Source organism: Draconibacterium mangrovi (assembly GCF_010586825.1).
Taxonomy (GTDB): Bacteria; Bacteroidota; Bacteroidia; order Bacteroidales; family Prolixibacteraceae; genus Draconibacterium; species Draconibacterium mangrovi.
In genome coordinates, this window is the sequence record NZ_JAAAGB010000002.1 from 282,129 (window position 1) to 297,115 (window position 14,987).

Sequence of the window (14,987 nt, forward strand, 5' to 3'; positions counted from 1 at the left end):
TTAAAAATGAAAAGTTTAAGATATATATTTATGATGCTGCTTGTGGTGGTTGCCATAACAGCATGTGAGGATTTAGAAGTTGAAAACCTAAATGATCCTGATTTTGATACAGCTTTTTCAAATCCTAATGATATTAAAGGTGTTACCGGCGGATTGTTAAATCGTTGGTTTCAGATAAATCAGGAATATGATGGACCCGGGCTAGCTTTGTGGACTGCTGCAGATGCAGGTACCTGTTCGTGGGGTAATGCCGGAATGCGCGATTTTGGTAATGAGCCACGTTTAGAGTTCGATAACAAACCGTCGTATTCAAACGCAGTTATTACTGAAGATTACTACAATACTTTGTATTCTATTTTGTCGCAATCAAACGATGTGTTGGCACAAACCATTACGAATGGAGTTACAATGGACGACGGTAGTACTGAAGTTACTAATGCTATGGCTTACTTTATTCAGGGAATTACTTTGGGGTATCTTGGGTTGCTTTATGACCAGGCATTTATAATTACGCATGAAACTGATTTATCGGTAGAAGTTCCGACCTCCCCATACCAGGATGTAATTGCAGCTGCAATAAATAGTCTGGATGCGTGTATTAGTATTTGTAACTCAAGTTCATTTACCATTCCTGCAGAGTGGTTACCTGGCGAAGCATGGACTGCATCGGAATTCGCACAATTAGCAAATTCATTTGCCGCTCGTTTCCTTGTGTATTCAGCTCGTAACAAATCAGAAGATAATTCTACCGATTGGAATAAAGTGTATAGCTATGCAAGTAAAGGTATTGAAAAAGATTTTGCTCCGTTAGCTGACGATATTGTCTGGTATTCGACTTATCAAACTTACAGTATTTATGGTGGTTGGGGACAAATTGATATGTACGTTATTAATTTGATGGATCCCGATATGCCGGCCGTATTCCCGTCAAGTGGGTTGTTCACCGATTTGCCTAATAATGGATTGGCAAGTTCCGACGACGCAAGGTTGGAGTCGGATTTCGAATACTTAAGTTCATGTCCGTTTAGGGCAGAGCGTGGTTATTACCACTTCTCGTCATACCGCTATTCGCGTTTAGACAAGTATCTTGAAACATGGACCGAACCAATGCCTGTTTTCTATAAAGCTGAGAACGACTATTTATTGGCCGAGGCTGCATTAAGAACAGGAAGTGTGCAAGAGGCTGCTGATATTATGAATGCATCGGCTCGTGTAACACGTGGTGGACTGCCGGAACTTCCTGCTGATGCCGCTCAGATTCAGGAAGCCATTCATTACGAAAGAATGGTTGAGTTAATGCTTTCTGGTATGGGGATTCAGTTTTTCGAAATGCGAAAATCTGATTTGTTACAATCAGGTACACTTTTGCACTTCCCAATACCGGGGTCGCAGCTTGAAGTAATGCAAATGGATTACTATACATTTGGTGCCGGAACAGGTGTTGCAGGAGAGGATTACAGTAACGGTGGATGGAAATAATAAAACAAGTTTATCATGAAAAAAAGCATATTATTTATCTTACTAATAGCGGTGGTGAGCATGTTCAATTCATGTGAAACTCCACCAATGGAAGCAGCGCAGGATGCATACGATTACGATGCAATTATTCCTGAGGTGTTAGGAGGTGTAGATGGTCCGTCTATTGCAATTCAGACATTTACGGCCGACTTTACGATAGGATATTACCGTGGTGGATCGACCTGGAATTGGAGCGTGGAAGACGCAGTAATCGAAAGTGTTAGCGAAGATACCCGTGTTGCAACTGTCCGATTTGCCGACTTTCCTGCAGATGGGATAGCGACTATAACTGTTTCAGAAACGACCATGGGGGGTATAACCTCCGATCCTGCAAGTATTGATGTTACGGTTCAAAAGTACTGTCCTTTAACGAATGGCGAGGCTGATCTGGTTGGCTCATGGCAGGGAACAGATGCTGTAACCGATGGTTATACAGAAGGACTTTCGCAGGTTGTGACGGCTGTAGACGGAGGCAAATTAATGATTACCGGATTAGGTGTTGATTGGATGACAAATTTCTGGGGAGAAGAAATTATAGATGGTGGAACTGTGGAATTGATAGTGAATGAAGATGGTACTGTTGAAATTGAGGAGCAATATTACATAACTACTGTTTATGATGGTGAAGAGCAGGATCCGTACACAATTCGGGGCTCAGGAAGTTGGGATAACTGTGGAGGTTATCCGAGCCTGATAATCGAATATGAAATGAATAACTTTGATACCGATTGGGGAGCATGGACATATGAGAATGGTTATTCTACTGATCCAATTTTTACTGCCACACTTACATTGGATCCTGAAGGATTAAAATCAGCTGTCTTGTCTAAATCGCTAAAGTCAATTAGTGAAGAATCGTTCGAGATGGTTCGGAAAAATAAACTGAGCAGTAGATAGTTTTTAAAGCATTATACAAAATATAATACCAGCGAGTGATTCTTAACCCGCTGGTATTATTTCTGTGTTTCGAATATTATATAACTTGTAATATATTTAAAGGAAGCCTGAAAATTAGTATTTGAATGGATCCACAATTATTGAATGACTATCTCTGAAAGTTCATTATTGGGGCTATTTCCTGCTTCGGAATAGTGCAAGTAATGAATTTTAAAAAAAAAAACTCAAAAATATAGCCGGGAGATATAACTTACTCACTTTACTCACGATTACCCTTCGTAGAAATATAGATATTCTCCCGGTTTTTTTTTATTAGATCGTTTAATGGCCATTACTTTTGGCTCGTCGAAAAAGTAACTCCATCCGCTTCATTTTTTTTATTCATTTTCCTGGTGTTTTACTGTCATCTTGGTGGGTGATAGCTTTTGTATGTATCAAATTGTAATTGTGATTGCGATTGTGCAATCATTTAGATGTTAATTGTTAATTTCTGTTAACATTTATTTAATATGTAATAATGCATATATGTAATTTTTACAAGAAGTTAAAAATGAATGATTTGAGTTTTGTTGTCGTTCACTTAATTGTCAAAAACACCTGCCAGAAAATAGCAAAAAGAAATAATAGTAATATGTAATACATCATATTGTTGTCCATGTGAGATAAAATATGAATATTTGAGTCGCTCAAATTGAGAATTGAAAATGAAAGTTTGCTGTTGAAGTAAAATTTTACAGGAACAAATTTGGGGGAATTTGATTTTCATTTTCAAAGACGAAAAAATCAAAATGCTGTTTAATTAATGCTTAAAATGTTTTTATCAGGGAGTGTAATATCCAACAGACTTAACGAAAGAAAAATTATATCAAATGTGCATGTGCTAGATGGTAAAATCCTTAGTGTATGGGGCGTTGAAGTTATATCCGACGAGTTTCAAATCTAGTTTTTAATATTAATCTAAAATTGTTTTTTATGAAAAAAATCGCGCTTATTATGTCATTTCTGGTTTTGCTGGGAGTGACGGTGGTAAATGCTCAGACCAAGATCGTTACCGGTACGGTTACATCCAGCGAGGATAACCTGCCAATTCCGGGAGTTTCTGTTTCTGTAGCAGGGACAACCCTTGGTACCGTAACTGACATTGACGGAGTTTTTAATTTGAAAGTTCCGCAAGATGGCAAGGCTTTGGTAGCCAGTTTTGTGGGGATGAAAACACAAACCGTTGAATTGGGTGAAGGATCGGACTATACAATTGTAATGGAGCCCGACCTTGTGGGTATCGACGAAGTAGTAGTTACTGCATTAGGTATTTCCCGCGAGAAAAAATCTCTTGGTTATTCAGCTCAACAGCTAACCGGTGATGAAGTTGGAGCTGTTAAAGATGCCAACATTGTTAACTCGTTAGCAGGTAAAGTTGCTGGTGTTCAGGTAACCGGTTCAAGCGGTACTGTAGGTAGTTCATCACGTATTGTTATTCGTGGCGTAAACTCAATTTCGGGTAACAACCAACCATTATTTATCATAGATGGTACGCCTATCGACAACTCAAACTTTAACTCTACTAACACCCAGGTTGGTGGAGGAGGTACCGACTGGGGTAACACCGCAGCAGATATCAACCCAGAGGATATTGAATCAATGACCGTGCTTAAAGGTGCTAACGCAGCTGCACTTTATGGTTCGCGTGCTGCGAACGGTGTAATTCTTATTACCACAAAAAAAGGTACAAAACGTAAAGGTATTGGTGTTTCCATTACCTCTGGTCTAAATGTAACTACCGTTGCAGTTTTGCCTGAGTACCAGGATGAATATGGTGGTGGTTATAAGCAAACTTTTGATACTTACGAGGGAGAGCCCGTTGTAAACTACGCCGCTGATGAAAGTTGGGGGCCCAAAATGGATGGTTCTCTGGTACGTCAGTGGTACAGCTGGTATCCTGATGATCCGAACTATGGAAAAATGACTCCTTTTATTGCGCATCCTGATAATATCAAGGATTTTTACGAAACAGGTATTACAACAAATAATAATGTCGCACTTGAGGGTGGTGGCGATAATACTTTATTCCGTTTGTCTTTTACTAATTTCAAGCAAACAGGTACACTGCCTGTTTCTGAATTAAACAGAAATACAATTGCGTTTAATGGTAGCACAAAACTTACTGATAAATTTACTGCTTCAGCAAGTATGAACTATGTGAAAACTAAGAACGATGGTATCCCTTCACAAGGTTATTCAGATGTTCAGGGTAATGTTGTAACTAGTTTTAACCAGTGGTTCCAACGTCAGCTTGATATGGATAATTTGGCCAATTATAAAACAGCAGATGGTATGGACCGTACCTGGAACATCAGCTCTCCAACCAATCTTCGTCCGTTATATTGGGAAAACCCATACTGGGTATTGAACGAGAGTCCTGCAAATCTTCAGAGGGACCGTGTATATGGTAATGTATCATTGAAATACGACATTCTTTCCGGCTTAACTGTTCAGGGATGGGCTCGTACTGATTTTTATAATGACAGGCGTGAGTCAAGAATTGCTTCAGGGTCTATCCCTCAGGATTGGTACCAGGAAGAGGTTCGTCAGATGGAAGATAATAACTTCGAATTTTTGGCAACTTACACAAAGAATATTGGTTCAGACTTTTCGATCGATGCTAACTTTGGTGCTAACAAACGTGTTCGTAAATATTATAACAACAGTTCAAGTACCAATGGTGGTTTAAGTGTGCCTAACTTCTTTAATGTTACTGCATCAATCGACAGACCTTCTATTACTGATTACAAATCAAAAAAAGTTGTAAACTCAGTATATGGTAGTGCAAGCTTCGGATACAAAAGTTTAGCTTTCGTTGATGTGTCATTACGTAACGACTGGTCTTCAACATTGCCCGACGGTGACAACTCATACCTGTATCCAGCTATAACCGGTACTTTCCTGTTTTCAGAGTTAATCGAAGACGATTCGTTCCTTTCTTTAGGAAAAGTTAGGGCAAGCTGGTCGCAGGTAGGTAACGATACAGATCCTTACCAGTTGGCAGTAACTTATTCTTCGGCGAATAACTACGGAAGCTATCCTGCATATGCTGTTCCTGATAAACTGAAAAATGCCAGTCTTAAACCTGAAACCATTACTACAAAAGAATTTGGTATTGAATTGGGTTTTTTTGAAAACCGCTTAGGATTAGATGTTACTTACTATGATATCGCATCAAAAGACCAGATTCTTGACCTTGATGTGGCAAGTACTTCGGGATATAGCTCAACAGTTGTTAACGCAGGTTTGATGACCAACAAAGGTTGGGAAGTTATGTTGCGTGCCAGACCAATTGATCAAAAATTTAGCTGGGATGTTGTATTTAACTGGGCTAAAAACACCAACAAAGTTGTTGAATTGGCAGAAGGTCTTACTAACTATTCATTAGGAAGCTGGGGGCCATCTATCAATGCCAAAGTAGGTGAAACTTACGGTACTTTCGTAACGGATGGTTTCGTGTACGACGACAATGGTAATAAAGTTGTTACCGAGGATGGTTATTACGAAAGAGCAACCAATATTACTTTTGGTTCTTATTTGCCTGATTGGACCGGTGGTGTAACCAACTCATTTGCTTACAAAGGACTTTCTTTGAGTGCTTTGGTTGACTTCCAGAAAGGTGGTTTGTTGTATTCCGTTTCTAACCGCTACGGAAACTACTCGGGATTATTTGCAGAAACGGTTGGAAACAACGAACTTGGAAACCCGGTAAGGGATGCTATCGATAACGGTGGTGGATATCTTGCTGAGGGTGTGAAAGCAGACGGGACCCCTAATGATACCCGTATTAGTGCTGTAAATTACTGGAAACAATTTGCAACCAGAAGAGAGCGTTATTTATACGATGCCAGCTTTATTAAGCTTCGAGAAGTAAAACTTACTTATGCTTTACCAAACAAATTATTTGCAAATAGCTTTATAAATGGCGCTTCATTCTCGTTGGTTGGTCGAAACCTTGCTATCCTTCATAAAAATATTCCTAATGTTGATCCTGAGAGTGCATATGGTTCAGGTAATATCCAGGGATTTGAAAATGGTCAGCACCCAAGTACAAGAACAATGGGATTCAGCGTAAATGTTAAATTTTAACACTCTAATAAGAAGATATTATGAAGACATATTTGAAGATATCAGTATTTGCCCTGCTTTTTGCGAGTCTGTTTGCGGGGTGTACAAAAGATTTTGAGGAAACGAATACCGATCCTAACAATGTAACCGATGTTCCTACATCGTACCTGATGACTTATGCTCAACGACGAATTCTTAGTGAGCGCTTCAATACAACAGGTTTAATTTACGCTCAGTTGTTTTCGGAAACACAGTATACCAATACTTCACGTTACGAAACAGATGAAGCCAGTTTTAACGGTTTTTATACCGGCTCTTTGGCTAACTTGCAGCAAATCATTGATCTGAATACTGATGAAGCTACAAAAGACGATGCAGCTTCTTCCGGAGCCAATGTTAATCAAATTGCCATTGCCCGAATTCTGAAAGTTTATACATTTCAACTGATCACTGATATATGGGGAGAGATTCCATACAGTGAAGCCCTGATGGGACAAGAAGCTTTTACGCCAGCATACGATACACAGGAAGCTATTTATGCCGATTTTGTTACCGAATTAACTGAAGCTGCAGCGCAGATTGATGTAAACGCTCCGGGTATGGAAGGTGACATTATTTTTGATGGCGATATGGCTGCCTGGAAAAAGTTCGCAAATGCTCTGAAAGCACGTGTTGGAATTCGTATGACGGAGGTGGATGAGGCAACTGCCAAAAGTGTCGTAACTTCAGCTTTGTCGGGTGCTTTTGAAAGTAACGATGATAACGCTCTGTATTCTTACCTGGCAGATGCTGCAAACTGGAATCCATATTACGATCACTTTTTAACCAGAACCGACTACGCTATTAGCGAGCCGTTGGTAAATTATATGGAAAGTCTTAACGATCCTCGCTTGCCATTTTATGCTGATCCTAACGACGCCGGAGACATTGTAGGTATGCCTTTCGGTTTAACTAACGAAGATGCAGGTAGTATAACCAATGCCGAAATTTCATTTCCGGGTATTGCTGTTCGTTCGGCTGATAGTCCTGGTATTCTTCTTACATATTCTGAAATATTATTCATTAAAGCTGAGGCCGCTGCCAGAGGTTGGATTAGCGACGACGCTGCTGCTGTATTTGAAGATGCTATTACTGCCAGTATGGAATTCTGGGGAGTGGATGCTACTGATATTGCAGCGTACCTTGCTCAACCTGAAGCAGCTTATGATGCCAGCAATTACATAAAGTCAATTGCTGAGCAAAAATGGGTAAGTCTTTATATGGACGGTCAGGAAGCATGGAGCGAGTGGAGAAGATTAGACTATCCTGTATTAACTCCTGCTCCAGGAGCAGTTGAAGGGAAAGCTATTCCAAGAAGACGTGCATATACGCAAAACGAGTACGATCTGAACGAAGAAAATGTAAAAGCAGCTGTTGCTCGTCAGGGTGAAGATGTTATGGAAACCCGCATTTGGTGGGATAAATAATATTTAAGATACTTATTGACCCTGTTGAGGGACTTTAGGTTATTAATTAAAGAGCAGCCGGTAAGTTTTTTTACCGGCTTTTCTTTTGTTTCTTGGGTATATGACAAAAATCATGTATTTGAAAAAAGGATCATAAGTTAGATTTGATATTTTGTAAATATCAGTAAAACAGACTATTGGTGGTTTGTTTCTAATTGCATTGTTTGTTATTTTACAATTCGGTTATTATCTATTTGATAGTTAATTTGAAAATAAACTTACACTTTCTTTAAAAAATCAAATCTTCTTTTAATATTTGTAATTATCAAATAAGAATTAAGAGTTCTGTATTGTGAGTGGTAATGCTGAGTATAAGGATTTGGGGGAATCTTTTCAGAAATTACAAAATTAAATGCTGTTTAATTATTACTTAAAAATGTTTCTATGAAGGGGGGTATCATTCATTTGATCTTAAATCAAAATTTCAGATTCCATTTAAATCGGTTCAATAGTTAGTTGCCGATTGGTGTTCTACATTGACATTACTCGCGAGTCGAGATTAATAATGTTGATGAGTAGGTCTGTAAAATTGGCTAATTGTTAAATAATTTAACAATTAGGAAGGTTTCTCAGGTAGACAAAGAGACTAAATAAACAAGAAAAGAGAATTTACTTTTTAATCTTATATAAATTTTTCTGAATGGAAGGGAATAGGAAAAATTGCTTTTTAAAGACAGGAGTTACAAGAAGTGAAACAATATTAAAAATGGTGAAAAAATATGACCGGGAGGTACTCACTCTACATTTACTCACAATTACCCTTCGTAGAATTTTAAATCCTCCCGGTTTTTCTCGAATATGAATAAAAATGCTAAAATCAATTTTTATAGCGCTTTAATTAATAACTTAAAATTATTTCTATGAAAAAAATTGCGATTTTTTTATCGATTCTCCTTTTCATGGGTAATTTGGTAGCTTTCGCTCAAACGAAGACTATAACCGGTACGGTTACTTCTGCTGAGGATGAAATGCCAATCCCCGGGGTTTCGGTTGCGGTACTAGGTACTACATTGGGAACAGTCACCAATATTGATGGTGAATATACTTTGAAGGTGCCTCAAGATGCACAATCATTGGTATTCAGTTTTGTTGGAATGAAAACTGAAGAAGTGGCGATCACAGGTTCTACTGTTGATGTTGCATTACAGCCACAGACTATCGGTGTTGACGAGGTTGTTGTAACAGCTCTTGGTATTTCCAGAGAGAAAAAATCACTGGGTTATAGTGCGCAAAGTGTACAAAGCGACGCTTTAACAAAAGCCGCATCGCCTAACGTGATGAATTCACTTTCAGGTAAAGTGGCCGGTGTACAGATTAACCAAACCGGTGGTCAGGTTGGAGCTTCTTCACGTATTGTTATTCGTGGTAACAGCTCGTTCGGAGACAACCAACCACTTATTGTAGTGGATGGTATTCCTATATCAAACTCGAACCATACTGCCGGCGACGTTGACTTTGGTAGTGGTTTGAACGACATTAACCCACAGGATATCGAGAATATCTCGGTACTTAAGGGGGGTGCTGCTGCGGCACTTTATGGTATGCGTGCAGGACACGGTGTTATCCTTATTACAACAAAATCTGGTAAAGGTTCTGCAAAGGGTGTTTCTGTAACTTATGATGGTAACTATAACTTCGACCAGGTTTCTCGTATCCAGGAGTTCCAGAATAAATACGGACAAGGTTATCAGGGTAGTGAATTCTGGAACGAGTACTATGCTCCAGAAATGTCGTATCAGGAATTTGCAACCGGTGGTTACGATCCGGGTGTAGGTTTTACATATTTCGATGGTCTTGGTAATGGTGTAAACGATGGTGTTGACGAAAGTTGGGGACCTCGTTTGGATATTGGTTTAAATATTCCACAGTACAACAGCCCTGTTGACGGAAGTGGTAACAGAACTGCTACTCCTTGGGTCTCACGTCCTGATAACATTAAAGATTTATACGTTGTTGGACATACAACAAATCATAATATCGGAATTACTTCGGTAGGTGACAATTCAAGTACCCGTTTTTCATTAGGTTATATGGACCAGGCTGGTACATTACCAAATACTGGTTTAAATCGTTACAATGCCGGTGTTAATTCAAAAGTAACTTTGAATAAATACGTAGAATTTAACACTACTATAAACTATGCACGTACTGAGAGTGATAACCTCGTGCAAACAGAGTATAACGCAAGTAACCCATTACAATCAATTGGTCAGTGGTTCGGTCGTCAGGTTGATCTGATTGATCTGAAAAATAACTGGCAAACCAGAATGGACAATGGTTTCCCATACAACTGGAACAGTAACTACCATAATAACCCTTACTGGAGTTTGTATAACAACACCAACGAATTGCAAAAAGACAGGGTATTTGGTAAAGCATCTATTTTTGTTAAACCAGTTACCGGTTTAACCGTTGAAGGTCGTTTAGGTATGGACTACTACAGCCAGCGAATGAAGCGTGTTACTACATCAGGCTCGAACGAAACAATCTTGAATGCATCTAACGCTGAATTCCACGGTGGTAGCTTCTATGAATACAAAATCAGCCGTTCGGAAATAAATGCAGACATTATTGCAACTTATCAGAAACATTTTGGTGATTTTGACCTGAGTGCAATGGCAGGTGCTAACTACCGTGATATGCAGTACGAGAGCTCAACTCTTGGTGCTAGCCAGTTAACAGTTCCTGATTTATTCACCATTTCAAACGTTAGTGGTAGTCCTACTACTGAGATGGATCACTCGTGGATTCGTACCAACAGTGTATATGGTTCTGCTTCATTTGGATATGCTAACTGGATTTATTTGGATCTAAGTGTACGTAACGACTGGAGTTCGACTATTGAAGATCCTTTCTTTTACCCTGCTGTTAGTATGAGCTGGTTGCCTCTTGAGGCTTTCGATATCGAATCAAACACTATCTCTTACCTGAAACTGCGTGGTGGTTGGTCTGAAGTTGGTGCTGCAACAGGGGCTTATAATACCGATCCTTATTTCAGTGCAAGTTCAAGTACTATTTACGGTGTAACTCAGTATTCTCAAGCAACTACCTATCCTCCACTGAATTTAAAACCGGAAAATATCCAAACAACTGAAGTAGGTATTGAAGCTAACTTTTTTGACAACCGTTTAGGTGTTGATTTAGCGTATTACGATAAAACAACAACCGACCAGATTATGAGTGTTTCAATATCAAAAGCTACCGGTTATAACGCAACATTGGTAAACGCCGGTGAGATTAACAACAAAGGTTTTGAAATACAGTTGACCGGAAGTATTCTTAAAGACAGAAATGGTTTGAACTGGGATGTTACACTGAACTGGGCAAGAGATAAGTCAGAAATTATTGAGCTTTATACTGACCCTAATACAGGTCAGGAGCTTGAATCATACCAGATTGGTAGCCAGTGGGGAACTACCGTTGAAGCACGTCCTGGCGATGAGTGGGGTGTTATTTACGGAAACGGTATGGTACGCGACGACAATGGAGCTATTGTTGTTGGTTCAAACGGAAGACCAAAGGTGGAAGGACCTAAAAAACTCGGAGCTGTTAACCCTGATTGGATGGGCGGTATCAGTAACGAATTCTCTTACAAAAACTGGAGTGCCGGTTTCTTAATCGAAGTACGTAAAGGTGGCGATATCTTTAGTGTATCGAATATGTTTGGTGCTTATGGTGGTCAGCTTGTTTTTACGGCTGAAGGCGATGTTCGTGAAAACGGAATTATTCTTGGTGAAAACTACATGACTGATGAAACATTTGTGAAAGAAGATGGTACGCCTAACGATCTTACAACTTCTGCTCAAAGTTTCTTCAAGTCGTTCTATAGTAACCGCGAGCTTTCGGTATACGATGGTTCTTATGGAAAATTGCGTGAAGCACATCTTACTTACACTTTCCCTAAAGGATTGTTTGGTAACAGTAACTTTATTAAAGGAGGTTCAATTTCATTGGTTGGAAACAACCTTGCAATTTTATGGGTGCACGATTCAAACAAGGCAAAAATCGATCCTGAAAATATAACAGGTTCAGGTAACGGAGGTGTTGGTCTTGAGTCAACGTCTTTGCCTTCTTCAAGAAGTTTTGGTGCTAAATTGAATTTGAAATTCTAAAACCATAACAAGAGATGAGAACACATGTTATAATACGTAACCTTTTCGGAAAAGGGAAGTATTCGAGCGATGTTCTAAATTCAATTGATAAAATAAAAATGATAGATATGAAAAATATAATAGGAAAATTACTTGCAGTTAGTTTTCTCATGGCCTTCCTTGTAGTGGGATGTACCGACGATTTCGAGGAGATTAACACCGATCCGGACCGCGCGAAAGATGCACCGGCGACAAACGTACTTGCCTTTGTGCTGCGATACCATACCGATACCTTTTATGATTCTTGGAACAATCTGAACGAACCTTCTACTTACGGAGGTCACATTGCAAAGATTCAATATATTGATGAAGCACGTTATGTTTTCCGTCCTGGAGTAGTTGAAAACAAATGGTATTATGGTTACATTCAGTTAAATAACCTTTACGAAATCCGTAAAAAAGCAGAAGCTGACGGTGCCGACAATATGTTGGCAGTAGCTAAAATTCTGGAAGCAATGATCTTCCAGATAATGACTGACACCTGGAGAGATGTGCCTTATTTCGATGCACTTCAATTGGGCAATGGTGTATTGTTACCATCATACGACACTCAGGAAGAAATCTATCCTGCGTTGTTAGCTTCGCTTGAAGAAGCCAACACATTGTTAAACTCAGGATCGATTGATAATTTGGGCGATGGAGATGTGCTTTTTGATGGTGATCTTGATAAATGGCAAAAATTCTGTAACTCGTTACGTTTGCGTTTGGCAATGCGTATTTCAGATGTTTCACCTGTTGGAAAATCAACAGTGGAAACCATTATGGGAAATCTTTCGGCTAACCCAATTATGGAAAGCAACGACGATAATGCTTTCTTTTGGTATCCTGGAAGTACTCCATACGAAGAGCCTTGGTTTGAAGATGGTAAAGGTCGTGATGACCATGGAGTTTCTGATATTTTAATCGATGCATTGAAAGATCTTAATGATCCAAGATTGTCGATTATTGCAAAACCTGCAACCGATGATGGTGAGTACCGCGGTTTTACAATCGGAGGTGTTTCACAACCTGCTTTACCAACTATTTCGCGTATTGGTGCGATTTACAGAGACGATGCTGCAGGATTCTCTCCATACATGCGTTATGCTGAGGTAATGTTTCACATTGCTGAAGCTGCACAAAAAGGTTATAGTGTTGGAATGAGTGCTGAAGATGCTTATGAAGCAGCAGTGACTGCTTCATGTGAAGAGAACGGTGTAGCCACTGCTGATATTGCCACTTATTTAGCAGGCGATGCTGCTTTCGATGGAACTTTGGAGCAAATTTACTGGCAAGAGTGGATTGCCTTGTTTAAGCAAGGTATGGAAGCCTGGTCGTTGTACCGAAGAACTGGTGTTCCAACAACACACTATGTTGCTCCGGGATCAAGCTACACAGGTCATACTTCACCTCCTTTCCGTTACCCTTATCCGAACAATGAGCTTACATTGAACGGTGCTAACTCTGGATCTTTTGCTGCTGAAGTAGTAGATGATTTCTGGGGAAAACAAATGTGGTGGGATACTCGTACAGGTGTTCAATAGATCACAGATAATCGATAATAATTGATTAAAATATAGAGAGCTGCGGCAATTTGCCGCGGCTCTTTTTTTTTGGCTTACAAACATTCAGCAGGTGACTTTAAGTCACCTGCTGAATTTGTTTAGGGGAAGGACCAGTTGATTATACTTTTGATTCATTACAGCTTTTATGCCGTTGATATGGAGCAGGAACAATTCTGGGTTTTAGCACGTAACCAATATCCTTTAAGTAAAGGATCCGGTTTGGAATTATTAATAATATCATCCTTGCAATAGTTTGCAGCAAATAAAAGTCCCGGGCTGTATTTTCGTCACTAATACAGTCCGGGACTCTGAAATAAAGAAGCCATTCAGCAGGTGACTTCAAGTTACCTGCTCAATAGCTTTAAGGCCGATAAGTTGTTTACAACGAGTTATAATAATCAACAAGTTGTGTTAGGTCTTCGGCGCTTTTAAATTTAACTTTGTTTTTCTTAATAAAAGTGTCAATCTCTTTTTTGTGCGCGTTAATAAGCGCATCTATATCTTTACTATTGCGTATTTTAATAGCCGGCAATCCTGTCTTTTGCAGGTAGTATTCGTCGGGTTTGGGAATAAACATAGGCGGTTGTGCTTCTTTGTAGGCGGCCTCTTCTTTGGCTTCCTGGTAAAAAATATCAGGTTTGGCCAGTAGGTTAAGATTACCTTCTGCCAACACTTTAAAAAATCCTTTTTTGTTATTCTTTGTGGAAGTTAAGTAATCGGTAAATATCATTTCTATTTCGCCCATTTTAGCCCGCTCAACTGTTTCGGGGTGGGCCAGTTCCAAAATAGTGCCATCATTTGTTTTAAATTCAAGGTTGTCGTTATAAATGTTGTAGCGAAGCGGTACGTCAGGAACCTGGGTTTTGGCGGTGGTATAAATTGTGCCGTTCACAAAAGTGTCATCAAGGTAGGGCGAACCTTCTATTTTATATTGAGCAATTGTGTTACTTTGTTTATTGGTGGTCATCTGGTTGGTTCTCAGATAATCCATTTTTTCAATAATCTCGTAATTCAGGTATTGGGCCTGCGAGAAAGCTATACCTATGATTACAAGTAAAAGTGTTAATGCTGATCTTTTCATTTTTTATTGTTTATTGTTTCGTTTAAAGATATAAAATTAAGATAAAATCAGAAGCCCAATTTAATGTAAAGCATACTATGTTTTTTCAAACCGCTTTTTCCAGTATTCAACGCTGAAGCCTTTTGTTACAATAGCAATCTTGATTGTTATGAAAATAATTGGCGGGGTTTTAAGTAAAATCCGG

General features: G+C 39.2%; 7 protein-coding genes. 6 read left to right on the plus strand and 1 reads right to left on the minus strand.

The window, feature by feature from the left end; genetic code table 11:
• Nucleotides 1-6: 6 nt before the first annotated feature.
• The 6 genes from G4420_RS08180 (at nucleotide 7) to G4420_RS08205 (ending at nucleotide 13,701) form a co-directional block, all read left to right on the plus strand.
• On the plus strand, nucleotides 7-1,479 hold the full coding sequence (locus G4420_RS08180; RefSeq protein WP_163323111.1) for a RagB/SusD family nutrient uptake outer membrane protein: 1,473 nt from the start codon (nucleotides 7-9) through the stop codon (nucleotides 1,477-1,479).
• Nucleotides 1,480-1,494: 15 nt separating this feature from the next.
• Nucleotides 1,495-2,415, plus strand: coding sequence for a hypothetical protein (locus G4420_RS08185; protein ID WP_163323112.1), 921 nt, complete (start codon nucleotides 1,495-1,497; stop codon nucleotides 2,413-2,415).
• A gap of 972 nt (nucleotides 2,416-3,387) precedes the next feature.
• Nucleotides 3,388-6,543, plus strand: coding sequence for a SusC/RagA family TonB-linked outer membrane protein (locus G4420_RS08190; protein WP_163323113.1), 3,156 nt, complete (start codon nucleotides 3,388-3,390; stop codon nucleotides 6,541-6,543).
• A gap of 20 nt (nucleotides 6,544-6,563) precedes the next feature.
• Nucleotides 6,564-7,988 (plus strand): SusD/RagB family nutrient-binding outer membrane lipoprotein, encoded by a 1,425-nt coding sequence (locus G4420_RS08195; RefSeq protein WP_163323114.1) that lies wholly within the window; start codon nucleotides 6,564-6,566, stop codon nucleotides 7,986-7,988.
• 899 nt (nucleotides 7,989-8,887) lie between these two features.
• Complete coding sequence (locus G4420_RS08200; RefSeq protein WP_163323115.1) at nucleotides 8,888-12,139, plus strand: SusC/RagA family TonB-linked outer membrane protein; 3,252 nt, start codon at nucleotides 8,888-8,890, stop codon at nucleotides 12,137-12,139.
• Nucleotides 12,140-12,246: 107 nt separating this feature from the next.
• A complete protein-coding gene (locus tag G4420_RS08205; protein WP_163323116.1) occupies nucleotides 12,247-13,701 on the plus strand; it encodes a SusD/RagB family nutrient-binding outer membrane lipoprotein in 1,455 nt (484 codons plus the stop codon).
• 400 nt (nucleotides 13,702-14,101) lie between these two features.
• On the opposite strand, the gene G4420_RS08210 is transcribed toward G4420_RS08205, so the two are convergent.
• A complete protein-coding gene (locus G4420_RS08210) occupies nucleotides 14,102-14,803 on the minus strand; it encodes a hypothetical protein (protein WP_163323117.1) in 702 nt (233 codons plus the stop codon).
• Between the last annotated feature and the right edge of the window lie 184 nt (nucleotides 14,804-14,987).